Consider the following 21,869-nt stretch of genomic DNA (forward strand, 5'->3'; position numbering starts at 1 on the left):
CCCTAAACCGTCACCTGCGCGCCCAGCTCGACCACGCGGCCGGGCGGGATCTTGAAGAAGTCGGTCGGATTGGCCGCATTGCGCATCAGGTAGATGAACAGGCGATCCTGCCACAGCGGCATGCCGCTGTTGGCCGACGGCACGATGGAGCGGCGACCCAGGAAGAAGCTGGTGGCCATGATGTCGAACTTCAGGCCCTGCTTGCGACAGACCGCCAGGGCCTTGGGCAGGTTGGGGCTTTCCATGAAGCCATAGGTGATGGTCACCTTCTTGAAGTCGTCATTGACCTTCTCGATCTTGACGCGGTCGTCCTCATGCAGGCGCGGGGCGTCGGCCGTGCGGACCGTCAGCACTACATTGCGCTCGTGCAGCACCTTGTTGTGCTTGAGATTGTGCATCAGGGCGACGGGCGTCATGTCCGGGTCGGAGGTCAGGAAGATCGCCGTGCCGGGGGCGCGGTGCGGCGCGCGGGCCCGCAGGATCTCCATCAGATCGGCCAGGGGCACGCTGTCGCGACGGGTCTTGTCGGTCAGGATCTGCGAGCCGCGCACCCAGGTGGCCATGATCAGGAACAGGGCCGCGCCGATCAGCACCGGCAGCCAGCCGCCCGAGAAGAAGCGCAGGGCGTTGGCGGTCAGGAACACGACGTCCAGGGTCAGGAAGGGCACCAGGAAGCACAGGGCCTGCGGCAGGCTCCACTTCCACAGGCGGCGCATGACGATGAAGGCCATGCAGGTGGTCACGATCATGGTTCCGGTCACGGCCAGGCCATAGGCGTGGGCCAGGGCCGACGAGGTCTGGAAGGTGAACATGATGGCCAGCACGCCAAACAGCAGCATGGTGTTGAGCTGCGGTACGTAGATCTGGCCCGACTGGGTTTCAGAGGTGCGGCGCACGTCGAGGCGTGGCAGCAGGCCCAGCTGGATGGCTTGCTGGGTCAGCGAGAAGGCGCCGGTGATCACCGCCTGGCTGGCGATGACCGTGGCCGCCCCCGCCAGCAGCACCAGCGGCAAGCGGAACGCGGCCGGAGCCATCTCGAAGAACCAGTTCAATTCAGGCATCGGCCGGCCGGCGGCCTCGGCGGCCTCCAGGGTACCGAGCGCGAAGGCACCCTGGCCCAGATAGTTCATGGTCAGGCAGGGCAGCACGAAGAACAGCCACGCGGCCTGGATCGGCCAGCGACCAAAATGGCCCATGTCAGCGGTCAGGGCTTCGACGCCGGTCACGGTCAGGAACACTGCGCCCAGCACGATAAAGCCGGTCAGGCCGTGCTCGGCCAGAAAGCCGACGGCGTAGTGGGGGCTGATGGCCATCAGCACGCCCGGGTTCTGGGCCAGATTGATCGCGCCCAGCAGGAACATCACGCCAAACCACAGGGCGCAGACCGGGCCAAACAGCTTGCCCACCGAGGCGGTGCCCCGGCTCTGGATAAAGAACAGACCCAGCAGCATGACCGTGGCGATCAGCAGCACCACCTGGTTGTTGACGCTGTTTTCCAGCGCCGGAATGGTGCGCAACCCCTCGACCGCCGACAGCACCGACATGGCCGGGGTGATCAGGGCGTCGCCGTAGAACAGGGCCGCGCCGGCCACGCCGAGGGCGAACACCAGCATGGTGCGCCTGCCCATCGCGTGCTGGGCCAGGGCCATCAGCGACAGCACGCCGCCTTCGCCCTTGTTGTCGGCCCGCATGATGAAGACGACATATTTGATCGTCACGACCAGGATCAGCGCCCACAGGGCCAGTGACACCACGCCGTAGATCTCGGACCGCGTGACGCCGTCATGGGCGGCCGCGTGCAGGGCCTCCTTGAAGGCGTAGAGCGGGCTGGTGCCGATGTCACCGAACACGATGCCGACCGAGCCCAGGGCAAGCGCAAAGAAGCCGTGACCCTTGAGATCGGGCCCATGCTGCTTGGGGATGTCGGACGAGGCGGGGGCGCAATCCGGGGTCGGCGCGCTGGAGGCTTCGGAAGCCATTCAATGTCTCCGGGCGCCCCCACTCGCAAAATGCGCACGGCGGGCCCATATCGATCAAGCGCGGCGCGATACACCCAATCCGATCCGGGTTCAATCGTCACGCTACGTTCTCCTGCCCAGCCCCTTCGTCGAACGGAAACATCCGCTGGGCGAAAATGGCGTCCAAACTGACCAAGACTTACGCATTGCGGGCGGTAATCGGCCGCCAGGCCCAACCCCAGGCTTCGCGGCCATTTGATCGAACGGCGAGTTTTTCATTGAACGCGCGGCGATCGTCCCTAGGTTCCTAAAGAGATGTCCGACAGCCAAAAGTTCCCCGTGGCGGCCCATGCCCTCGCCTATCTCGCGCACAAGCAGGCCTTTTCGGCCGACCGCGCGGTGGCCAGCGCAGAACTGGCCGCGTCCGTGCCGACCAATCCGGTCGTGGTGCGGCGCGTGACCGCAATGCTGGGCAAGGCCGGCCTGATCGGGGCCAGGGCGGGCGCCAACGGCGGGGCCTGGCTGCTGAAACCCGCCGAACAGATCACGCTGGATGTGGTGTTGCGGGCCGTCAACGGCTGCGCCCACCTCGGTGTGGCCCCGCCCGGGGTCAAGGGCTGCCCGGTCGGCGAGAAGATCCCCGAAGCCGTCCGCGCCGCCATCACCGCTGCCGACGCCGCCGCTCATGAGCGCCTGGGCCAGATCACCGTGGCCGACCTGCTGGCCGGCGCGCACTGACGTCACGGGCCGTCAACGACGCCCTCCGCTTTTACCGCCGCCTTGAACCAAATCGCCGGCCGTGCTGGTCTCCGGCGAAGTTTCGCTTTCGCATCGGACACCTTGCCCATGGCCCGCCGTCTCGCCCTGATCACCGGCGCCTCCGCCGGCATCGGGGCCGCCTTCGCCCGTATCCTGGCCGGCCATGGCTATGACGTGGCCCTGACGGCGCGGCGCGCCGACCGGCTGGAGGCCCTGGCCGCCGAAATCCGCCTGCGCTTCGGGGTCGAGGCCTATGCCATCCCCGCCGACCTGGCCGATCCGGCGGGGGCCGACGCCGTGCTGGCGGGCGTCGAGGCCCAGGGCCGCGTCGTCGACGTGCTGATCAACAATGCCGGCTACGGCCTGCCAGGAACCTATGCCGCCACCACCTGGGCCGAGCAGAGCGTCTTCCTGCAGGTGATGCTGACCTCGGTCTGCGCCCTGACGCACAAGGTGCTGCCGGGCATGGTCGAGCGGCGGTTTGGCCGGATCGTCAATGTCGCCTCGCTGGCGGGTCTGGTGCCCGGCGCGGCGGGGCACACCCTGTATGCGGCGACCAAGGGCTTCCTGGTGAAGTTCTCCCAGAGCCTGCACCTGGAAAACCTGTCGACCGGGGTCCATGTCAGCGCCCTGTGCCCGGGCTTTACCTGGTCAGAGTTCCATGACGTCAACGGCACCCGCGCGCAACTCAACCAGTCCATGCCCGACTGGATGTGGCTGGGGGCCGACGAGGTCGCCGCCTCGGGCTATGAGGCCGTCGAGGCCAACCGCCCGGTCTGCGTGCCCGGCGCGCCCAACAAGACCATCGCCGCCATCGCCAAGCTGCTGCCCGACGACTGGGCCCTGGCCCTGATGGCCCGCCAGGGCGGCCGGTTCAGGAAGGTGTGAGCGGCCTGGGCGCTCAGTAGGCGCAGTCGGTGAACACCCGGCTGATATCGCCCTTCCAGGCTCCGTGATACAGCGCCAGCAGGCGGTCAGCCCGGGTCATGCCGCTGTCGGCGATCTCTTCCAACTCGCCCAGATAGATGGTCTCATCCAGGAAGCCGCCATTCATGTGGGCGCGGTCCTTGAGGCCGGACTTGGCGATGGCGACGAGATCGCGGGCCACATCCTGGGCAGTGCGGCCGGCGATCGGTGCCTTGAGGCCCAGAACCGGCACGTCGCGGCGTAGGGCCGCGCGATCCTCGGGCGTCCAGTGCTTGCACAGGTCCCAGGCGGCGGCCAGGGCGGCGTCATCATAGAACAGGCCGGTCCACAGGGCCGGCAGGGCGCACAGACTGCTCCACGGGCCAGCATCGGCGCCGCGCATTTCCAGATAGGTCTTCAGTCGCACTTCGGGGAACAGGGTGGTGGTGTGGTCGGCCCAGTCCTTGATCGAGGCGCGCTCGCCCGGCAGCTCTTCGATCTTGCCGTCGATGAAGTCGCGGAAATTGCGGCCGGCCAGGTCGATATAGCGGTCGCCGCGCTTGGCGAAATACATCGGCACGTCCAGCGCGTAGCGGGCGTAGCGCTCGAAATCGAAGCCGTCCTCGAACACGAAATCCAGCAGGCCGGTGCGGTCGGCGTCGGTGTCGGTCCAGACATTGGCCCGGCTGGAGAGGAAGCCGTTGGGCTTGCCTTCCGTGAACGGAGAATTGGCGAACAGGGCCGTGACGATCGGCTGCAGGGCCAGGCTCATGCGGAACTTGGCGACCATGTCGGCTTCGCTGGAGAAGTCGAGATTGGCCTGCACCGTGCAGGTGCGCAGCATCATGTCGAGGCCCAGGCCCCCGACCTTGGGCATGTAGTTGCGCATGATGACGTAACGCCCCTTGGGCATCACCGGCACCTGCTCGCGCGTCCACACCGGCGAGAAACCCAGGCCCATGAAGCCCAGACCCAGTTCGTCGGCGACGGTCTTGACCTCGTCCAGGTGCTGGCCGGTCTCGGCGCAGATGTCGTGCATGGTCAGCAGCGGGGCGCCGCTCAGCTCGAACTGGCCGCCGGGCTCCAGGCTGACATTGGCGCCGTTGCGCTCCAGCCCGATAATGACCTCGCCTTCCATCACCGGCGTCCAGCCAAAGCGCTGCAGGCCGACCAGCAGGGCGTGGACGCCCTTGTCGCCGTAATAGGGCACGGGCTCATGCGAACCCAGATAGAAGCCGAACTTCTCGTGCTCGGCCCCGACCCGGAAGGCTTCCTTGGGCTTGGAGCCCGAGGCGAAATAGGCGGTCAGATCATCGAGCGTCAGCGGACGCTCCTGCAGGCTGGTGGTGTCGGCCATGAGCCGTGTCTCCCCAAGATCTCATACGCATCAAGCAGGGAGAGGCCCATTTCCCCCACACCGGCCGCGACCGGAACCTGTCCTGCGGACAGGCTCCCATACAAAAAATCAGCGCGCGACCGCCGCCGAAACCGGTTTCCAGTTTCGACTGTCGCGCTGTCGAGAAGCGCAATTGGGCGTTTTCTTTGAGAACCTCAAGAGGCCTCTTCCGCATTAGCCCTAACGCCAGTCCCCAGCCGTCGCCTGCCACAGGGTCAGGGCCGCGATGGCCGCAGTGTCGGCGCGCAGGATGCGGGGCCCTAGTGACACCGGCGTGACGAACGGCAGGGCCCGCAAACGCTCGCGTTCCTCGGGCGAGAAGCCGCCTTCAGGGCCGATCAGGATGGCGGCGGGACCCTGGCTTGCGGCCAGGGCCTGGATCGCCGGCAAGGCGTCACCGCCCTCGTCGCAGAACACCAGCTTTCGCGCCGGATCCCAGCCGTCGAGGATCTCGGCCAGCTTTACGGGGTCCTCCACCGTCGGCACGTCCAGACGGCCGGTCTGCTCGGCGGCCTCCATGGCGATGGCATCGAGGCGCCCCAGCTTGACGAAGTCGACATTGGTCCGCCGGGTGATGGTCAGCCGCACCCGGCGCACGCCCAGCTCGGCGGCCTTTTCAACGATGGTCTCGACCCGGCCGCGCTTGACCAGGGCGATGACCAGATCAAGGTCAGGCCCCAGCGCCATGGGCCGGGCCAGCGCATCCACCTTCAGCAGCGCGCCGCGCTTGCCGGTCTCGGTCAGGGTGGCGGTCCACTCGCCGTCACGGCCGTTAAACAGCAGTACCTGGGCGCCGATGGCCTGGCGCATCACCGAGGTGAGATAGCGCGACTGGTCGAGGGTGAGGATGACGCCATAGCCGGCGGCCAGGTCCTGGGGAACGAAAAGACGGATCATGGGCTCCTTCTAGCGCAACTGTGCTTTCCGAGGGTAGGCTCACGAGATGAGCAAGTCAGACGACTACGAAACCGAGCTCGCTGCCCTGCAACTGGCCCTGATCCGGATGCAGCAGAAGGCCATCAAGGACGGCTGGAAGATCCTGACCGTATTTGAGGGCCGCGACGCCGCCGGCAAGGACGGGGCGATCAGCCGGATCACCGAGCACCTGTCGCGACGCAACACCCTGGTCGTGGCCCTGCCCAAGCCTTCCGACCGGCAGCAGGGCGAATGGTATTTCCAGCGCTATGTCGAATGGTTGCCGGCTTCGGGCGAGGCGGTGTTGTTCAATCGCTCCTGGTACAATCGCGGCGGCGTCGAGCCGGTGATGGGCTTCTGCACGCCGCAGCAGCACGCCCAGTTCCTCAATGACGTGCCCGCCTTCGAGAAGATGCTGGTCGACAGCGGCATGCGCTACGCCAAGTTCTGGCTGGATATCAGCCGCGAAACGCAGGGCGAGCGTCTCAAGGCCCGGGCCGAAGATCCGCTGAAGGCCTTCAAGATCAGCCCGCTCGACGCCGTGGCCCAGGAAAAATGGGACGACTACACCGCCGCCCGCGACGAGATGCTGACCCGCACCCATACCGAGGCCGCGCCGTGGATCTGCGTCCGCGCCGACCACAAGAAGGCCGCCCGCCTGAACATCATCCGCTGGCTACTGCATGCGGCCGGCGAGAAAAAGCTGGTCAAGGGCATCGCGCAGCCTGACCCCGAGGTGATCTTCCCGTTCGAGCTTGCCGCCCTCAGCGACGGACGGCTGGCGCGGTAGCGCACGAGCCTTCTCCCCTTGAGGGAGAAGGTGGCCCGAAGGGCCGGATGAGGGGTCGCGCCAGACTTTCATGGATTGGCGGGCGGCTGGCGCGAGCGACGGACAGGACTTTCAACCCCTCATCCGCCGGCCGGCGGCCGGCACCTTCTCCCGCAAGGGGAGAAGGATCTAGGAGCGCCCCTTCCGCCCGGCGCGCTCTGCGGCGAGCTCCAGGTTCTGCACCACGCGATACTGGACGATCTCACGGACCAGGGCCTCGGGCAGGGGCTTGTCCGGCTGGAAGCGGATCGTGCCCTTGCTGGTGTCGAAGTCCGCCAGTTGCTCGGCGAAATGCCCGATCACCGATCCCGCATAGAGAGAGCAGTGTTTGGCCGCCGCGCCGAAATGCACCAGATTGCCGTGCAGCTTGAAGGTGGGCAGACCATAGCTGATGGCTTCCTCCGCCTCCGGCACGACCGCGCGGATCTGACCCCGCAGGGCCTCGAGCGCGGCGCGCTGGTCGTCCGGCAGTTCGGCCAGATAGGCGGCGGTCGAGAGGGCAGCGGGTTTCACGGCGGAGGCTCCCGGGAGGCTTGGCGGCAGACTTGGCGGACGTCCCGCCCGAGACTGGCCTGACGGCAAACCGCAAGCAAGCCTGGGCCGGCTCAAGCCCGGTGACCGCCCGATGCGAAGGGTGAAGCGACCGCCACCGGCTTCACAGCGGGCGCGGGGCATGGTCCTGTCGCGCAAACGGCGAGGACGAGGCATGGACCTGACGGCAAACCCATCAGCCCGGACGACCACCGCCATCCGGTTGGGCGTGGGCCTTCTGCAGGGTCTGGCCCTGTACCTGCTGCAGCACGCCCAGACGGCCAAGACCTGGCCGGCCACCGCGCCGCTGGTCTTTGCGCCCCTGGTCCTGACCGCCGCCTTTGCACCCTTCGTCCTTCTGGCCGGGGCCGGAGCCCTGCGCCGCAACGCCCTCATCCTCTGGGGCCTGGTTGCGGCTGCCTTTGCGGCCGGCCTCGGGTTCCACGGGGCCTGGAACGGGGTGGACGGCGACCGGATGCCGGACGTGCCGGTCTTCATCGCCATCGCCGGCGGCCTGTTCATCGCCCACCACCTGGTCCAGCCGGCCGCCGGGCATCGCCGTCTGGTCGCGCCCTATGAAGCCTATTTCGACACCACCTGGATGCACGGCGTGCAGATGGCCCTGTCGGCGGCCTTCACCGGGGTGTTCTGGATCCTGCTGTTCCTGGGCTCGGCCCTGTTCGACATGATCGGCATCGACGCCTTTCGCAAACTGATCGCCGAGCAGGCCTTTTCGATCCCGGCCACCACGCTGATGTTCGCCGCCGCCGTGCAGCTGACCGACGTGCGGCCCAGCCTGGTGCGCGGGGTGCGGACCGTGGCCCTGACCCTGCTGGCCTGGCTGCTGCCGCTGATGACCCTGATCGCGGCGGGCTTCCTGGCCAGCCTGCCGTTCACCGGCCTTGAGCCCCTGTGGAAGACCCGCGCCGCCACGGCCCTGCTGCTGACCGCCGCCGCTCACCTGATCGTGCTGATCAATGCCGCCTATCAGGACGGCGAGGACGCCCCGCACCTGATCCTGAAATGGGCCGCGCGGATCGCCGGCCTGCTGCTGGTTCCGATCGGCCTGCTGGCCGCCTATGGGCTCTCCCTACGCATCGGCCAGCACGGCCTGACGCCCGAGCGGGTCTTTGCCGCCGCCTTCGTGGTCATCGCGCTGGGCCATGCCGCCGGCTATGCCGTCGCCGCCGCGCGACCCGGCGCCTGGATGAAGGGGCTGGAGCGGACCAATGTCGCCATGGCCTTCGTCAGCGTGGCCCTGATCCTGGCCCTGTTCACGCCCCTGGCCGACCCGGCGCGGCTGTCGGTGCAGGATCAAGTGCGGCGGCTGGAGACGGGCAGGGTGAAGCCCGAGGCGTTTGACTTCCAGTTCCTGCGGTTTGACAGCGGGCCCTACGGCAAGGCGGCGCTGGAAACGCTGAAGGCCAGCAAGGTTAGCGACATCGCCAGGCGGGCGCGGGCGACAACGGCCCAGACCGACAAGACGCCGCCCGAGCCGCGGAAGTCAGACTTCTCCGGCATCTCGGTCTATCCGGCAGGCGCGAAACTGCCCGACAGCTTCGTCAGGCAGGACTGGGGTCCTGACTCCGGCTCATTCTGCATCCGGCCGGGTTCGGTCTGCTCGGCCGTGATGCTCGACACGGACGGCGACGGCGTCAACGAGGTGCTGCTGGGGGCCGGTAGTTTCGAGGTGTTCAGGCTCGTGAACGGCCGCTGGCGCAAGACAGCGGAGGCCTCCACGGACTGTAACGAGGTCAATCTCGACGAAGCGCTGAAGGCAGGCACTGTGCGGATGTCCGAACCGGTGCAGCGCCGCGACATCCTGGTGGGAGGCCGGACCCTGGTTCTAGAGCCTTCCGGGCCGGGGTGTGCGCTTTAGGCGTGCCCGCACTTGCCCCCTCCGCGCCTGCGGCGCTCCTCCCCCAGAGGGGGAAGATGGGGTCGGCGCGCTTCATCTTCCCCCTTTGGGGGAAGACGATCGCGCAGCGATCCGTAGGGGGCCAGTGGCCTAACCCACCCCCTCGCTCACCGCATTGAGCCGCGCATAGACCCCGCCCTTCGCCTTCATCTCAGCATGGCGGCCTTCCTCGACGACGCGGCCCTTCTGGAAGACCAGGATGCGGTCGGCGCCGCGCACGGTCGACAGGCGGTGGGCGATGACGATGGTGGTGCGGCCGGCCATCAGGGCTTCGGCGGCCAGTTGCACGTCGGCCTCGGTCTCGACGTCCAGCGATGAGGTGGCCTCGTCCAGAACCAGGATCGGCGCGTCGGTCAGGAAGGCGCGGGCGATGGCCACGCGCTGGCGCTCGCCGCCCGACAGCTTGACGCCGCGCTCGCCGACCAGGGTGTCATAGCCGTGCGGCAGTTGCAGGATGAAGTCGTGGGCGAGGGCCTTGCGGGCGGCCGCCTCGATCTCCTCACGGGTGGCGTCCGGCTTGCCGTAGGCGATGTTCTCCGTCAGCGTGCGGTGGAACAGGGCAGGATCCTGCGGCACCACGGCGATGGCGCGGCGCAGGGAGCCCTGGGTGACCGCCGCCACGTCCTGGCCGTCGATGACGACCCGGCCGCCCTGCAGGTCGTGCAGGCGCTGGATCAGCTTGACGAAGGTCGACTTGCCCGAGCCCGTCGGCCCGACCAGGGCCACCCGCTCGCCCGGGGCGATGGTCAGGGAGAAGCCGTCATAAAGCGGCGCGCCGGCGGCCTTGTAGCGGAAGGTCACGTCCTCGAAGGCAATGCCGCCCGGGCCGACCCGGAAGTCGGGCGCGTCCGGCGCATCGGCGATCTGCGGCGGCAGGCGCTCCCAGGCGGCGACGTCCTCGGCGTCGTCGAGGCCCTTCTGCAACATGCGGATGTTCTCACCCAGATTGCGCAGATAGCCGCTCATCAGCATGAAGGCGGTAATGGCGAAGGCCACGTCGCCGGGCGAGGCCGTGCCCTGGCTCCAGCCCCAGACCATCGAGCCGGTCAGGCCGGCCTGCAGCAGAACCAGCAGCAGGTTCTGGCCCAGCCAGACATCGGTGAAGCGGTTCCAGGTGACCATCACCGCCTCGCGCCACTGGGCGGTGACGGCGGCGATCCGGGCCGTCTCGCGGGCCTCGGCCCCGAAGCTCTTGACGGTCGGGTTAGAGGTCACGGCATCGGCCAGGGCTCCGCCGATCTTCGAATCCAGCGCGTTGGAGCGCAGGTTGCTGGGCCGCACATAGCGCTCGGTGACGATCAGGTTGGCACCCAGATAGGCCGCGACCACCACCAGCGAGACCACCCCGGCCAGGGGTTGGCGAAACAGCATCATGAACGACAGGCCCACCAGCACGATGATCCCCGGCCCCAGCCAGATGGTCACCGCGTCGGTGACGCTGTCATAGCCCCACATGGCCCGGGTCAGCTTGCGCACCGTGGCCCCAGCGAAACTGTCGGCGTGCCAGTCGGACGAGAAGGCCTGGACGCGGGCAAAGCCCTCGTTAGTCATCTCCTCCATGTTGCGGGCGGCCAGCGGGATCCAGAACCGGTGCGAGATGTTGCGCACCACCGCAAAGGCGAAATAGACGCCGACAAACATCCACAGGGCCGACCAGGCCGACGGATCGCCGCGCGGCTTTTCCACCACCGTGTCGATCAGGTGTCCCGAGGCGTAGGGCAGGGCCAGATCGAAGGCCACCGCCACCAGGGTCAGACCCACGCCCAGCCAGAACAGCGCCGGCCGCCGCTTCCAGAACCGTGCGATGAAGCCCAGCACCTGGCCGTTGGACAGCACCCGCTTGCGGCTACCCGTTTCGTCCTCGTCGTCGATGAAGTCGCTCATGATGGGGGCTAGATAGGGGGTTCGGCGTGCCGAGACCAGCCACGCCGGGCTCGTCGGGGCGCCGCGTCTAGAGCAACGCGCGCGAAATCAAACTCGCTTGCCTTGCTCTAGCTTTTTTGTTTTCGCATCGTTTTTGCTGAAAACCGGCGTTCACTTTTCCGCACGATGCTTTAGCGCAAACCCCTGACCAAGGCCTTCGCCTCCGCCTCGATCTCGGCTCCCTTCTTCCGGACAGGGATCAAGGGACATGGAGCGCTCAGCACCTTCTGGCAGGGCGGCAGGACCCTGGGTTCGTTCGAGCGCGCCGCTGTGGCCAGCAGCGGGATCATCCGCGCCCACAGAACCGCTGGTTTCATGGGCTTTTCGATCACCATGTCGGCACCGCAGCACGCGGCCCGCGTGATGTTCACCCGCGAGGTTTCGGCCGTCATGATCGCGAACGGGGTGCGCTGGAGGCGCGGTGACGCGTGTTGGCGCACCCAGCGGACCAGGGCGAGACCATCCTCGTCCGGCATGAGCAGGTCGGAGATGATCATGTCGACATTGTTCTGCTCAAGCAGGATCTGGGCCTGGGCCACTGACGCACCGCCGAACACCGAGACCGCGCCCCAGGCGAACAGAACTTCACGCACCAGCCGGATCCATGCGGGGTTGTCGTCGACCACGAGGAAGCGCGACGATCGGACCAGGCCCTCGACGTCGCGCGACATGAACTCCCTTCCTTCCGAACGACTTCGGAAAGTGACTACCGCGTCATACTCGCCCTTAGGTCAAGATCCGTCACGAATAGTCAACCTAGGCACGCGGCTATATGCCTCAGGCGGCGCGCGCCGCGAGGCCTATCGACCGGCCTTTCTGCGCCCGCCGCCGAACGGCCGCCAGCGCAGGAAGCCCTTGATGGCCGGGCCTACAATAGGCGTGCGCAGGAGCGGCCGAACGACCAGCGGGCGGGTCTTGAGGAAGCAGACCACCGCCCCGATCCAGAAGACGGTGGTCGGCATGCCGGGCACCACGATCCCCACCGCGCCGGTGGCGACCAGGGCCCCGCCCACACCATCCAGCGCCCAGCGCTCGGCGCGGCTCAGCCTGCGCCGGCGGCGGGACGGACGCTCGGGACGGACCACGCTCATCGGGCGACCATCGCCGCTGACGCCCGGTGTGTCGAGAAAATTGAGAGCGAGTCGCAAGGTCTCAGGCCTCGCAGACCCCGCCCAGACGGCGCGGGGCCGGGCGCGACAGCCGGCGGCGGATGCGCGGGCCAAACTTGGTGGCCGACGTCAGGCGCAGCGCCATGCCGGTATCCCCGCCCCGGACGAAGGCGCGGCCGGCGGCGGTCCACAGAAGGGTGGTGACCGGCGCCGGCGCCACAATTCCCAAGGCTCCGCCCAGGATCAGCAGCACCCAGCCGGTCAGACGCGAGAGCCCGGAAACGAGATCGGCGGGCCGGGGGGCGGACATGGGGCAACTCCTGAGCAGGACGGGATCGGGGAGGGCGGAAAGCTGGGCGGATTCCACCCTCCCCGCGCCGACGGACTGTCAAGTTACGCAGACACTCCGGCGGCGGCGGTGGCGACGGTCGGCCCGGGAGCGAACCGATCCGTCGTTGAAAGGACCATGCGTTCCGCGTCGAAATTAATCCAATTGATCGTTTCAGTGTTCGCGATAGACGATCCCTATGGAGCACACGGTTTCCCCGACCCCCGACCCGCGCTAAGCCTTGGCCATGAGCACCATCCTGCCCGACGCCGCCCCCACCAACTGGGTCGACCGCCATGCGCCGCTGGCCCTGCGCCCGTGGCTGAAGCTGGGGCGCTTTGACCGTCCGGCCGGGATCTGGCTGCTGATGCTGCCGGGCTGGCAGGGCATCGCCCTGGCGGCCTCGGAAAAGGGCCAGTGGCCCAATCCACTGCTGCTGCTCGCCTTCTTCCTCGGCGCGGCCCTGATGCGGGCGGCCGGTTGCGCCTTCAATGACATCGTCGACCGCGACTTCGACGCCCAGGTCAGCCGCACCGCCATGCGGCCGATCCCGGCGGGTCTGATCTCGGTGAAGCAGGCCTGGGCCTTCGTGTTCGGCTGCTGCGGCGTGAGCTTCCTGATCCTGCTCTGTCTGGGCTGGATCGCCATCGGGCTGGGCGTGCTGTCCCTGGGCCTGGTCGCCGCCTATCCCTTCATGAAGCGGATCACCTGGTGGCCGCAGGCCTGGCTAGGCCTGACCTTCAACTGGGGCGTCCCCCTCGGCTACGCCGCCGCAACCCACGAACTCTCCTGGTCAGCCGCCCTGCTCTACGCCTCAGGTATTTTCTGGACCCTGGGCTATGACACGATCTACGCCGTGCAGGATCTGGAAGACGACGCCCTGGCCGGGGTGAAATCCTCGGCCCGCAAGCTGGGCGACCGGGCGCAGCTGGGCGTTGCGGCCTTCTATGCCGCCGCCTTCGTCCTGGCCGTGATCGCCGCCTGGGTGGGCAATCTGGGCGCGCTGTTCCTGCCGCTGGCCGCGCTGTTCGCCGTCCACCTTTCGCGCCAGGCCGCGGCCCTAAAGCTGGACGATCCGGCCGGCGCGCTGAAGCTGTTCAAGTCCAACACCCTGGCGGGGTTTGTCCTGTTCCTGGCCCTGGTGGCAGGACTGTGGAAGCCGGCGGGGTTCTGAAGACCGAGCCTGCCGCAACGGCAGGCTGTCGAACCTGACACGGCCGTGAAATGATCGTTCCATGGCCGTCGCCGCCCGTGTCAAACCACTGGACCTGTTCACGCCCGAGGAATGGGCGCGGATCTCGGCGCGCTCGTCCTGGCGGGGCATCGCCATGGTCGCCCACGCCTGGGGCGTGATCGTGCTGGCCGGTGCCCTGTTCGTCGCCTTCCCCAACCCTCTGACCTATCTGATCGCCGTGATGCTGATCGGCGCGCGGCAGCTGGGCCTGGCGATCCTGATGCACGAGGCGGCCCACGGCGGCCTGCATCCCAACCTGAAGGTCAATGACGGGCTGGGCGAATGGCTGTGCGCGGCCCCGACCGGCGCGGCGCTGAAGAGCTACCGGCCCTACCACCTGACCCATCACAAATATGCCCAGCAGGCCGAGGATCCCGACCTGATCCTGTCGGCCCCGTTTCCGACCACGCGGGCCTCACTCTGGCGCAAGGTCTTGCGCGACCTGACCGGCCAGACCTTCTTCAAGCAGCGGTTCGGGCCCCTGCTGGGCAAGCTGAAGACGCGCTCGCGCAGCCAGCCGGCCAGCGCGGTATTCGGGACCGAGGCCGTGCGCCAGGCCCCGTTCCTGCTGTGGAATCTCGGGCTGCTGGTCGCCCTGTCGGCGGCGGGCCTGTGGTGGGCCTGGCTGGCGCTGTGGGTCGTGCCGATGGCGACCTGGTTTCCACTGGTCACCCGTCTGCGCAACATCGCCGAGCATGCCCTGGTGGCCAGGGACGAACCCGACCCCTTCCGCCACGCCCGTACAACAAGGGCCAACTGGCTGGAGCGCGCCCTGATCGCGCCCTACTACGTCAACTTCCATGCCGAGCATCACATGATGATGCACACCCCGTGCTGGAACCTGCCTCTGGCGCACCGGCTGCTGGCGCAGAAGGGCCTGACGGGCAGGATGCTGACTGCCCGAGGCTATGTCGAGGTGCTGAAGGTGGCCTCGGCGGCGGGTTAGGCCGCCGAGGCGCCCAGGATTACTTGCAGCCCTTGGCCTTGTGCAGGTCAGCCAGGACAGCCTTGCGCTTGACGACCAGCGCCTCGGCCTTGTCGGCGTCCATATAGTTGCCGATAGCGGCCGGCCAGAACAGCAGCACCGCAGCGACATTGGCGCCGCTGACGCCCTTGTTGTGTTGCGCCTTTTCCAGGATGTCGTTCAGGCCCTTGTCCTGGGTCGCGATCTGCTCGCAGGTCAGGCTGCTGTCGTTAAGTTCGGTGGTGGCGACCTTCTTGTTGGTGGCGCAAGCGCCCAGAGCCAGGGTGGCGCACAGCAGAAGGCCCGCCTTTGCGGCGAGTTGAACGTCGAACTTCATGGTATTCCCCCGATATATGCGGCCCGCAACGGACCGACAACCTTCGCTACAGGGTTGCGAGCCATGGTCAAGCCACCAAAGGACGTTCCATTGCGCAACCCCGGGCAAAGATGATCGATCAGACCCTGCCGGGCCGCCGCGCCTTCATTCTCGAGAACACCCGGCTGCAACCGCCGCCGCATGCGCCGGAGCTGGTGCTGCATCTGGCCGACGAGATCACGCCGATCTGGAAGCTGACAGAAGAGGCGCTGGAGGAACTGGGCCTGCCGCCGCCGTTCTGGGCGTTCGCCTGGGCCGGCGGCCAGGCCCTGGCGCGCTATATTCTAGATCACCCCCAGATCGTCGCGGGCAAGACTGTGGTCGATTTCGCCACCGGCTCGGGCCTCGTCGCCATCGCCGCGATGAAGGCGGGGGCCAAGCGTGTGCTGGCCAACGACATCGACAGCTTCTGCCAGGCGGCGGTCGAGCTGAATGCGCAGGCCAATGGCGTGGTGCTGGACTTTACCGACGCCAACCTGCTGAACGCCCCGCCGCCCGTCTGCGACGTGCTGCTGGCCGGCGACATCTGCTACGAAAAGCCGATGGCCGAGGCGGTGATGGCCTGGCTGCGGCAGGGCCGGGTGGCCGGCGCGGCGGTGCTGATCGGCGACCCTGGCCGCACCTATTTCCGCAAGGATGACCTGATCAAGCTGGCCGAGTACCAGGTGGAGACCACCCGCGAGCTGGAAGATTTCGCGGTCAAGCGCACCAGCGTCTGGACTCTGCCCTGAGCCGAAACTAGAACAATAGAAGAACAACATGAGGGGCCGCGACCATGCGCGAAGACGGCAAGATCGACTATATCGAATGGCCCTCCAGCGACCTGCCGGGGACCAAGGCCTTCTATCAGGCGGCCTTCGGCTGGACCTTCGCGGACTATGGCCCGGACTATGTCGCCTTCCAGGACCAGGGCACGCACGGCGGGTTTTTCACGCCGGAGACAGCGCCGCCGCCCAAGCCGCTGGTGATCCTGTACGCGCATGATCTTGAGGCCATGGAGGCCCGGGTTGTCGCCGCCGGCGGGGTGATCAGCACGCCGATCTTCAGCTTTCCCGGCGGCCGCCGGTTCCACTTCATGGATCCGGGCGGCAATGAACTGGCCGTCTGGACCGAAGGGTAGTTTCAGATCCTCCCTCTCTAGGGGAGGTGGCCCGGAGGGCCGGAGGGGGACAGCTCGGCCTATCCAGCATTGGCCTCCTCAGTCGCTCCGCGACAGCTCCCCCAAAGGGGAGCCTCTAAAAAACCGTCACACGCCATCGCTAATGTCCGGCCCCGGAGTATCGGGGTCGGACGGATGGGCGAGCGAAGCTGCGGCGATTGCGGGATGTGCTGCAAGGTTCTGCACATCGGCGAACTGGAGAAGGCCGCCGGCGTCTGGTGCAGCCATTTCAAAAAGGGCGCCGGCTGCGGCAATTACGAGGCCCGCCCCCAGGCCTGCCGGGGCTTTACCTGCCTGTGGCTGGACTCGGTGCGGCTGGACGACCGCTGGCGGCCAGACCGGGCCGGGTTCCTGATGTATGCCGACAAGGACGGCAAGCGGCTGAACGTGGTGGTCGACACCGGCAAGCCGACCTCGTGGCAGCGCGAGCCCTACTATTCCAAGCTGAAGGCCATGTCGCAGCGGGCCTATGACGGTTTCGAGCTGATGATCTGCATCGGCGACCGCCGGGTGGTGATGTTCCCGTCGGAAGACGTCGACCTGGGCGTGCTCAATCCCGACCACAAGGTGGTCAGCGGCTATGTCGAGCGCGAGGGCCTGCAGGTTCCCTTCGCCATGGTACTGAGCGACGTCAACTAGAGCCCCGCGCTGAAAGCTCACCTTCATAAATTGTCATCCCGGAAGCCTCGTAGAGGCTGTCCGGGACCCAGGGGCAACCGCACTGCAATGGCCCTGGGTCCCGGCTCTCCGCTGCGCTGCGGCCGGGATGACAAGGATTTTGTGGGGGAGAAGGATCAGAACTTCGGGTGAAACCCTCGCGGCACCCAGCCGAAGTCTCGCGTCGCATCGCCGCTGTCGAAGGTCAGGTCCACACCCATCCGCGACCCCATGGCCGCTGTCGCGCCGGGCAGAAACGGTGAGGCCGTCTTCAGCGCCAGAGCAAAGAGCGCGGGCGGCAGGGTGATCACGACCGGGCGCCTTCCAAGGCCGATGAAGATGCGCCGGGCCATCTCGCGATAGGTCAGGGTCTCGCCGCCCACCAGGTCATAGGCGCGATTGGCAGCGGCAGGCGCGCTCGCCGCCGCCAAGGCGCCGATCGCCAGGTCCTGCGCATGGACCGGCTGGCGCAGGCCCTCGCCCTTGCCCGACAGCGGCAAGACGCCGAATCGGCGGATCAGGCCGGCCAGCCGACTGACATTGCCGTCATGGCCCTCGTCATAGATCAGGGTGGGCCTCAGGATCGTCCAGACCACGCCGTTCTGCGCGCAGAAGGCCTCGATCTCAGCCTCCGCCGCAGCCAGGCTGGCGGCCACCGCACGTTCCGCCGGGATGTCAGACGCCTGCTTGGTGAAGCGACTGGTCGAGGAAAAGGCCACCAGCCGCGACAGGCCCCGCGCCTTCAGGGCCGGCAGGGCGGCGGGCAGCAGCCAGATCGGCGACAGCGAGAACACGGTGGCCACCGGCGGCAGGCCCGCCTCCAGATGCGGATCGGCCAGGTCTGCGTCCAGCCATCCGGCCTCATCGCTCGGCGGGCGCCGGCTGACCGCCACGGGCTCGGCACCCTGATCGCGTAGGGCCGCCATCAGCCAGCGGCCGATCAGGCTGGTGGCGCCCAGAACCAGCACGGGCGTCTTGAGGGTGTTGTCGTGCGGCATCCTGTTCCTATAGTCGCATCGGGAGGCAAGACCCATGGCCATGACCTTTGAGGCGGTGCGCGCCTTCGCCCTCAGCCTGCCCGGCGTCGAGGAAGGGACCAGCTATGGCTATCCGTCCCTCAAGGCTCACGGCAAGTTCCTGACCCGGCTGAAGGAAGACGGCGACACCCTGGTCTGCCCCGGCGTGTCGTTCGATGAGCGCGAGATGCTAATCGCCGCCGAGCCTCAGACCTTCTATCTGACCGATCACTATCGCAACTATCCCTATGTGCTGATCCGGTTGTCATCGGTCGATCCGGGCACGGTGGAACGGCTGATCGAGCGCCACTGGCGGGCGACGGCGCCGAAAAAGCTGCTGAAGGCCTGGGACGGCCGGCCGGCTGTCGCAACGGAGACCCCATGAAAGCCTGGCGCATCCTGATCGCCCTCGTCGCCTGCCTGGGCCCGGCGTTGCAGTACGGCCTGATGCTGGAGGGTGAAACCCTGGCGACGGCAGCGGCCAAGTCGCTGGTGTTCTTCAGCTACTTCACCATTCTCAGCAACCTGCTGGCGGCTGTGGCCCTGACCGCGCCGCTGGTTGCGCCGGGCTCGGCCCTGGCCGGCTGGGCCGAGCGGTCCTCGACCCGCATCGGCATCGCCGTCTATCTGGCCGTGACGGCGGGCATCTATCACGCCCTGCTCGCTCCGCTTTGGGACCCCAAGGGCCTGCGCCTGGTGTCTGACACCGTGCTGCACACCATCACCCCGAGCCTTTTCGTCACAGACTGGCTGGTGCGCGGCGGCCAGGGGCCGGTTCGATGGAACGCATCCATAAAGGCACTGGCGCTTCCGACCCTCTATGGCGTCTGGACCCTGCTGCATGGGGCCTTGTCGGGCTTTTACCCCTATCCGTTCCTGAACGTGGCCAAGCGGGGCTATCTCGACGTCACCGTGACCATGCTGGTCATGGCGGCCGGCTTTCTGGTGGTGGCCCTGGCCTTTACGGCGCTGCACCAGGCCCGCGCCCGGCTGGCGGCCCGACGCACGGTGCCTATATCGGCCTGAGGCGTTTACTGCAGCGCCACGTCCTTTCCGGAGCCTCCATGTCCAAGCTTGTTCCCGCCGTCCGCTCGGGCGATGTCCTGATGCCCGCCCTGGGCTTTGGCACCTGGCAACTGGATAACGGGACGGCCCAGCCCCTGGTCGAGCAGGCGCTGGAGATCGGCTATCGCCACATCGACACCGCCCAGATCTATCGCAACGAGCGTGACGTGGGCGCGGGCATCGCGGCCAGCGGGATCAAGCGCGACGACATCTTCCTGACCACCAAGGTGTGGATCGACCAGTTCGCCGACGGCGATCTGCAACGTTCTGCCGAGAAGAGCCTGGAAAAACTGGGCGTCGATCACGTGGACCTGCTGCTGCTGCACTGGCCCAAGCCTGATGTGCCGTTGGCGCAGACCATGGCGGCGCTGAACGACGTCCGTGAGCGCGGCCTGACCCGGGCCATCGGCCTGTCCAACTTCCCCTCGGCGGTGATGGCCGCGGCCCAGGAGGCCTCAAAGGCGCCGATCGCCACCAATCAGGTCGAGTATCACCCCTATCTGTCGCAAAAGACCCTGATCGCCGCCGCCCATGCGGCCGGAACCTCGATCACAGCCTGGTCGCCCCTGGCCCAGGGCAAGGTGGCCGACGATCCCGTGCTGATCGGCATCGGCCAAACCCACGGCAAGACGCCGGGCCAGGTGACGCTGCGCTGGCTGATCCAGCAGGGCGTGATCGCCATTCCGCGCACCAAGACCCCGGCCCGCATCGCCGAGAACTTCGACATTCTCGATTTCGAGCTGTCCGACGCCGACATGGCCGCCATCTTCGCCCTGGCCCGACCCGATGGCCGGCTGGGGAACTGGCTGGACGAAGCCTATAGCTGGGACGTCGACTGACGCGCCCTACCCTTTCAGAACGTCATCGACCCAGGCTGGCACGACTTGGCTGGCCGGGCCATAGAGGCGCTGGTCGAAGGCCCGGGCACCGTCGGACGGCTCCAGATTGATCTCCAGCGTGGCGATGCCCCACTGGCGGGCCTGGGAGACGAAGCCGGCGGCGGGATAGACCGAACCGGACGTGCCGATGGCCACAAACAGATCGGCGTCCTGCAAGGCCTCGTCAATCTGGTCGAGGAACAGCGGCTCTTCGCCAAACCAGACCACATGCGGCCGCGCGGTCCCGATCCTGCCGCAGGCCGGGCAGGCGCTGTTAGCCGACAGTGTCGCGCGATCGGGCCAGGTGACCGCGCAGACGTCGCAGCGGGTCACGGCCAGTTCGCCGTGCATGTGGACGACGCGCCGGCTGCCACCCTGCTCGTGCAGGTCATCGACGTTCTGGGTGCACAGGAACAGAGCGCCCCCACGCTGCGCCAGACCTGCCTCCAGCTGCGCCAGGGCCAGGTGGGCGGCGTTGGGCTGGGCCGCGTCCAGATTGGCCCGCCGGGCGGAATAGAAGGCCCGCACCTTGGCCGGGTCGCGCGCATAGCCCTGCGGGGTGGCCACGTCGTTCAGATCGTACTGCGTCCACAGCCCGGCCTTGTCGCGGAACGTGCCCAGCCCGCTCTCGGCCGAGATCCCTGCCCCGGTCAGCACGAAGATATTCATGGACGCCCCCGAACCTGACGCCTGCGTCACTTTTTAATTTGACCCATCGTCGCCATTGAGTTGACAGTGTTCAGATTGTCGGAGGTCCGCGCAAGACGGAACCCGACCCGGCCGACAGGAGGAAACCCATGACGGACAAGAACATCACCAAGGACGCCATGTACGACGCGGTGGCTCCGGACGACTTCGTCTCGATGCTTGAGCTGGACCGCTACAACAACCGCTCCACAGCCTTCGACAAGATCATCTCGGCGACCCACGACCATTTCTGGGATCCGCTGGACAAGGCCTATATCGACTATGACGAGCCTTTCGACATGGAGAACCAGGCCCTGGTGCCCGAGGATCTCGTGATCGCCCTGTCGACCGACTATGTCTCAAACCACCTGTCCGACCCCAAGCAGCGCATCCGCTTCATCAACCAGTCGGTGCTGCGCAGCTTCTCGTCGATCCTGCACGGCGAGCAGGGCGCGCTGAACCTGTCGGCCAGCCTTTGCCATGTGCTGAAGGACCAGGGCGCGCAGGAATATGCCGCCAACCAGACCCGCGAAGAGGCCCGTCACGTCACCGCCTTCGCCAAATACATCAAGGCCCGCTGGGGCCGGCCGGTCGAGTGCGGCCCGGCGCTCAAGACCCTGCTGGTCGAGATCATCGGCGCGCCCGAGGTCTACAAGAAGATCATCGGCATGCAGATGCTGGTCGAAGGCCTGGCCATGGGGGCCTTCGCGACCTTCTACACCAAGATCAATGACCCGCTGGGCAAGAAGATGCTGCAGCTGGTGATGACCGACGAGGCCTTCCACCACAAGTTCGGCAAGATCTGGGCCGACCGCACGGTGCCCAAGCTGACGCCTGAAGAGCATGCGATCATCGAGGACTGGGCGGCCCACTGCTTCCAGACCCTGCTGTTCAACCTGGTCTCGCCGCACCAGCAGCTGGACCTCTATGCCGAATTTGGCCTGGATCCCGACAAGGTGGTCGAGGAGTACGGGAAGATCATGACCGACGACGTGCGTCGCGAGGCCATGAAGGAGCAGACCAACATCTTCCGCGTGCTGGTCAAGACCCTGCTCAATGCCGGCATCATCACCGACCGCACCAAGGCCTTCTATGCGATGTATGTCGACATTGAAGAACTGCGCGGCGAAGGCGACCGGATGGTCGGAGACGACATCGCCGAAGAGGGCATTCGCCACCTCCAGGCCATCAACTTCAAGGATCGGCCCTACAGCGGTGTGAGCATCGCCGCCGAATAGCCGAACGTTAGGCCTTGGAACGG

At 67.1% G+C, this 21,869-nt stretch carries 24 protein-coding genes; 13 read left to right on the top strand and 11 right to left on the bottom strand.

Annotation, left to right across the window (positions count from 1 at the left end; genetic code table 11):
- Positions 1-2: 2 nt before the first annotated feature.
- Positions 3-1,979 carry a potassium transporter Kup gene (locus tag ACW179_RS03860; protein WP_492062989.1) on the bottom strand — a complete coding sequence of 659 codons (1,977 nt, stop codon included), beginning with the start codon at positions 1,977-1,979 and terminating at the stop codon, positions 3-5.
- Positions 1,980-2,273: 294 nt separating this feature from the next.
- Between ACW179_RS03860 and ACW179_RS03865 the strand changes: the two genes are divergently transcribed.
- Positions 2,274-2,696, top strand: a complete 423-nt coding sequence (locus ACW179_RS03865) for an Rrf2 family transcriptional regulator (RefSeq protein ID WP_492062990.1) — start codon at positions 2,274-2,276, stop codon at positions 2,694-2,696.
- 108 nt (positions 2,697-2,804) lie between these two features.
- Positions 2,805-3,605, top strand: a complete 801-nt coding sequence (locus ACW179_RS03870) for an SDR family NAD(P)-dependent oxidoreductase (RefSeq protein ID WP_492062991.1) — start codon at positions 2,805-2,807, stop codon at positions 3,603-3,605.
- Between the two features lie 13 nt (positions 3,606-3,618).
- On the opposite strand, the gene ACW179_RS03875 is transcribed toward ACW179_RS03870, so the two are convergent.
- Both ACW179_RS03875 and ACW179_RS03880 read right to left on the bottom strand, forming a co-directional pair.
- Positions 3,619-4,980: a glutamate--cysteine ligase gene (locus ACW179_RS03875; protein ID WP_492062992.1), complete on the bottom strand. Its 1,362-nt coding sequence runs from the start codon at positions 4,978-4,980 to the stop codon at positions 3,619-3,621.
- A 219-nt stretch (positions 4,981-5,199) separates the two neighbouring features.
- Positions 5,200-5,916: a 16S rRNA (uracil(1498)-N(3))-methyltransferase gene (locus tag ACW179_RS03880; protein ID WP_492062993.1), complete on the bottom strand. Its 717-nt coding sequence runs from the start codon at positions 5,914-5,916 to the stop codon at positions 5,200-5,202.
- A 46-nt stretch (positions 5,917-5,962) separates the two neighbouring features.
- On the opposite strand from ACW179_RS03880, the gene ppk2 reads away from it, so the two are divergent.
- Positions 5,963-6,724 carry a polyphosphate kinase 2 gene (gene ppk2 / locus ACW179_RS03885; protein WP_492062994.1) on the top strand — a complete coding sequence of 254 codons (762 nt, stop codon included), beginning with the start codon at positions 5,963-5,965 and terminating at the stop codon, positions 6,722-6,724.
- 168 nt (positions 6,725-6,892) lie between these two features.
- Here ppk2 and ACW179_RS03890 read toward each other — a convergent pair whose 3' ends face one another.
- Positions 6,893-7,276 (bottom strand): iron chaperone, encoded by a 384-nt coding sequence (locus tag ACW179_RS03890; protein WP_492062995.1) that lies wholly within the window; start codon positions 7,274-7,276, stop codon positions 6,893-6,895.
- Between the two features lie 193 nt (positions 7,277-7,469).
- On the opposite strand from ACW179_RS03890, the gene ACW179_RS03895 reads away from it, so the two are divergent.
- A complete protein-coding gene (locus ACW179_RS03895) occupies positions 7,470-9,173 on the top strand; it encodes a DUF4153 domain-containing protein (protein WP_492062996.1) in 1,704 nt (567 codons plus the stop codon).
- Between the two features lie 129 nt (positions 9,174-9,302).
- Here ACW179_RS03895 and ACW179_RS03900 read toward each other — a convergent pair whose 3' ends face one another.
- The 4 genes from ACW179_RS03900 to ACW179_RS03915 form a co-directional block, all read right to left on the bottom strand.
- Positions 9,303-11,096 carry an ABC transporter ATP-binding protein gene (locus tag ACW179_RS03900; protein ID WP_492062997.1) on the bottom strand — a complete coding sequence of 598 codons (1,794 nt, stop codon included), beginning with the start codon at positions 11,094-11,096 and terminating at the stop codon, positions 9,303-9,305.
- 170 nt (positions 11,097-11,266) lie between these two features.
- On the bottom strand, positions 11,267-11,806 hold the full coding sequence (locus ACW179_RS03905) for a response regulator (protein ID WP_492062998.1): 540 nt from the start codon (positions 11,804-11,806) through the stop codon (positions 11,267-11,269).
- A 129-nt stretch (positions 11,807-11,935) separates the two neighbouring features.
- Entirely contained in the window at positions 11,936-12,283 is a 348-nt protein-coding gene (locus ACW179_RS03910; RefSeq protein WP_492062999.1) for a DUF454 family protein, read from the bottom strand.
- 4 nt (positions 12,284-12,287) lie between these two features.
- Positions 12,288-12,554, bottom strand: a complete 267-nt coding sequence (locus ACW179_RS03915; protein ID WP_492063000.1) for a hypothetical protein — start codon at positions 12,552-12,554, stop codon at positions 12,288-12,290.
- Positions 12,555-12,819: 265 nt separating this feature from the next.
- On the opposite strand from ACW179_RS03915, the gene ubiA reads away from it, so the two are divergent.
- Both ubiA and ACW179_RS03925 read left to right on the top strand, forming a co-directional pair.
- On the top strand, positions 12,820-13,746 hold the full coding sequence (gene ubiA / locus ACW179_RS03920) for a 4-hydroxybenzoate octaprenyltransferase (RefSeq protein ID WP_492063001.1): 927 nt from the start codon (positions 12,820-12,822) through the stop codon (positions 13,744-13,746).
- A 61-nt stretch (positions 13,747-13,807) separates the two neighbouring features.
- Complete coding sequence (locus ACW179_RS03925; RefSeq protein ID WP_492063002.1) at positions 13,808-14,752, top strand: fatty acid desaturase family protein; 945 nt, start codon at positions 13,808-13,810, stop codon at positions 14,750-14,752.
- Between the two features lie 19 nt (positions 14,753-14,771).
- Here ACW179_RS03925 and ACW179_RS03930 read toward each other — a convergent pair whose 3' ends face one another.
- A complete protein-coding gene (locus tag ACW179_RS03930) occupies positions 14,772-15,107 on the bottom strand; it encodes a hypothetical protein (protein ID WP_492063003.1) in 336 nt (111 codons plus the stop codon).
- A gap of 110 nt (positions 15,108-15,217) precedes the next feature.
- Here ACW179_RS03930 and ACW179_RS03935 point away from each other — a divergent pair, with 110 nt between their 5' ends.
- The 3 genes from ACW179_RS03935 (at position 15,218) to ACW179_RS03945 (ending at position 16,944) form a co-directional block, all read left to right on the top strand.
- A complete protein-coding gene (locus tag ACW179_RS03935; protein WP_492063004.1) occupies positions 15,218-15,877 on the top strand; it encodes a class I SAM-dependent methyltransferase in 660 nt (219 codons plus the stop codon).
- Between the two features lie 44 nt (positions 15,878-15,921).
- Positions 15,922-16,266 (top strand): VOC family protein, encoded by a 345-nt coding sequence (locus ACW179_RS03940; protein WP_492063005.1) that lies wholly within the window; start codon positions 15,922-15,924, stop codon positions 16,264-16,266.
- Positions 16,267-16,470: 204 nt separating this feature from the next.
- Positions 16,471-16,944 (top strand): YkgJ family cysteine cluster protein, encoded by a 474-nt coding sequence (locus ACW179_RS03945; RefSeq protein WP_492063006.1) that lies wholly within the window; start codon positions 16,471-16,473, stop codon positions 16,942-16,944.
- Between the two features lie 155 nt (positions 16,945-17,099).
- Here the strand turns inward: ACW179_RS03945 and ACW179_RS03950 are convergent, their stop codons facing one another.
- The gene (locus tag ACW179_RS03950; RefSeq protein WP_492063007.1) at positions 17,100-17,960 is read right to left on the bottom strand and encodes an SDR family oxidoreductase; all 861 of its coding nucleotides are present in this window, start codon (positions 17,958-17,960) and stop codon (positions 17,100-17,102) included.
- Positions 17,961-18,000: 40 nt separating this feature from the next.
- Between ACW179_RS03950 and ACW179_RS03955 the strand changes: the two genes are divergently transcribed.
- The 3 genes from ACW179_RS03955 to ACW179_RS03965 are packed head-to-tail and all read left to right on the top strand — an operon-like array spanning position 18,001 to position 19,882.
- Entirely contained in the window at positions 18,001-18,363 is a 363-nt protein-coding gene (locus ACW179_RS03955; RefSeq protein ID WP_492064248.1) for an MmcQ/YjbR family DNA-binding protein, read from the top strand.
- Complete coding sequence (locus tag ACW179_RS03960; RefSeq protein WP_492063008.1) at positions 18,360-19,004, top strand: Pr6Pr family membrane protein; 645 nt, start codon at positions 18,360-18,362, stop codon at positions 19,002-19,004. Before ACW179_RS03955 ends, ACW179_RS03960 begins: the two co-directional genes overlap by 4 nt.
- A gap of 38 nt (positions 19,005-19,042) precedes the next feature.
- Complete coding sequence (locus tag ACW179_RS03965) at positions 19,043-19,882, top strand: aldo/keto reductase (protein ID WP_492063009.1); 840 nt, start codon at positions 19,043-19,045, stop codon at positions 19,880-19,882.
- A gap of 6 nt (positions 19,883-19,888) precedes the next feature.
- Here the strand turns inward: ACW179_RS03965 and ACW179_RS03970 are convergent, their stop codons facing one another.
- Positions 19,889-20,590, bottom strand: a complete 702-nt coding sequence (locus tag ACW179_RS03970; protein WP_492063010.1) for an NAD-dependent deacylase — start codon at positions 20,588-20,590, stop codon at positions 19,889-19,891.
- A gap of 128 nt (positions 20,591-20,718) precedes the next feature.
- Here ACW179_RS03970 and ACW179_RS03975 point away from each other — a divergent pair, with 128 nt between their 5' ends.
- The gene (locus ACW179_RS03975) at positions 20,719-21,846 is read left to right on the top strand and encodes a ferritin-like domain-containing protein (protein ID WP_492063011.1); all 1,128 of its coding nucleotides are present in this window, start codon (positions 20,719-20,721) and stop codon (positions 21,844-21,846) included.
- Positions 21,847-21,869 lie beyond the last annotated feature (23 nt).

It is taken from the genome of Caulobacter sp. AVps18 (genome assembly GCF_058681425.1).

What these genes read in the sequence shown, in the direction of transcription:
- ACW179_RS03930 (WP_492063003.1), bottom strand. Translation starts at nt 15,107, where the DNA reads ATGAAGTTCGACGTTCAACTCGCCGCAAAGGCGGGCCTTCTGCTGTGC.
- ACW179_RS03965 (WP_492063009.1), top strand. Translation starts at nt 19,043, where the DNA reads ATGTCCAAGCTTGTTCCCGCCGTCCGCTCGGGCGATGTCCTGATGCCC.
- ACW179_RS03955 (WP_492064248.1), top strand. Translation starts at nt 18,001, where the DNA reads ATGACCTTTGAGGCGGTGCGCGCCTTCGCCCTCAGCCTGCCCGGCGTC.
- ACW179_RS03860 (WP_492062989.1), bottom strand. Translation starts at nt 1,979, where the DNA reads ATGGCTTCCGAAGCCTCCAGCGCGCCGACCCCGGATTGCGCCCCCGCC.
- ACW179_RS03935 (WP_492063004.1), top strand. Translation starts at nt 15,218, where the DNA reads ATGATCGATCAGACCCTGCCGGGCCGCCGCGCCTTCATTCTCGAGAAC.
- ACW179_RS03895 (WP_492062996.1), top strand. Translation starts at nt 7,470, where the DNA reads ATGGACCTGACGGCAAACCCATCAGCCCGGACGACCACCGCCATCCGG.
- ACW179_RS03915 (WP_492063000.1), bottom strand. Translation starts at nt 12,554, where the DNA reads ATGTCCGCCCCCCGGCCCGCCGATCTCGTTTCCGGGCTCTCGCGTCTG.
- ACW179_RS03960 (WP_492063008.1), top strand. Translation starts at nt 18,360, where the DNA reads ATGAAAGCCTGGCGCATCCTGATCGCCCTCGTCGCCTGCCTGGGCCCG.
- ACW179_RS03970 (WP_492063010.1), bottom strand. Translation starts at nt 20,590, where the DNA reads ATGAATATCTTCGTGCTGACCGGGGCAGGGATCTCGGCCGAGAGCGGG.
- ACW179_RS03900 (WP_492062997.1), bottom strand. Translation starts at nt 11,096, where the DNA reads ATGAGCGACTTCATCGACGACGAGGACGAAACGGGTAGCCGCAAGCGG.
- ACW179_RS03875 (WP_492062992.1), bottom strand. Translation starts at nt 4,980, where the DNA reads ATGGCCGACACCACCAGCCTGCAGGAGCGTCCGCTGACGCTCGATGAT.
- ACW179_RS03880 (WP_492062993.1), bottom strand. Translation starts at nt 5,916, where the DNA reads ATGATCCGTCTTTTCGTTCCCCAGGACCTGGCCGCCGGCTATGGCGTC.
- ACW179_RS03865 (WP_492062990.1), top strand. Translation starts at nt 2,274, where the DNA reads ATGTCCGACAGCCAAAAGTTCCCCGTGGCGGCCCATGCCCTCGCCTAT.
- ACW179_RS03870 (WP_492062991.1), top strand. Translation starts at nt 2,805, where the DNA reads ATGGCCCGCCGTCTCGCCCTGATCACCGGCGCCTCCGCCGGCATCGGG.
- ACW179_RS03945 (WP_492063006.1), top strand. Translation starts at nt 16,471, where the DNA reads ATGTGCTGCAAGGTTCTGCACATCGGCGAACTGGAGAAGGCCGCCGGC.
- ACW179_RS03940 (WP_492063005.1), top strand. Translation starts at nt 15,922, where the DNA reads ATGCGCGAAGACGGCAAGATCGACTATATCGAATGGCCCTCCAGCGAC.
- ACW179_RS03950 (WP_492063007.1), bottom strand. Translation starts at nt 17,960, where the DNA reads ATGCCGCACGACAACACCCTCAAGACGCCCGTGCTGGTTCTGGGCGCC.
- ACW179_RS03975 (WP_492063011.1), top strand. Translation starts at nt 20,719, where the DNA reads ATGACGGACAAGAACATCACCAAGGACGCCATGTACGACGCGGTGGCT.
- ppk2 (WP_492062994.1), top strand. Translation starts at nt 5,963, where the DNA reads ATGAGCAAGTCAGACGACTACGAAACCGAGCTCGCTGCCCTGCAACTG.
- ubiA (WP_492063001.1), top strand. Translation starts at nt 12,820, where the DNA reads ATGAGCACCATCCTGCCCGACGCCGCCCCCACCAACTGGGTCGACCGC.
- ACW179_RS03925 (WP_492063002.1), top strand. Translation starts at nt 13,808, where the DNA reads ATGGCCGTCGCCGCCCGTGTCAAACCACTGGACCTGTTCACGCCCGAG.
- ACW179_RS03905 (WP_492062998.1), bottom strand. Translation starts at nt 11,806, where the DNA reads ATGTCGCGCGACGTCGAGGGCCTGGTCCGATCGTCGCGCTTCCTCGTG.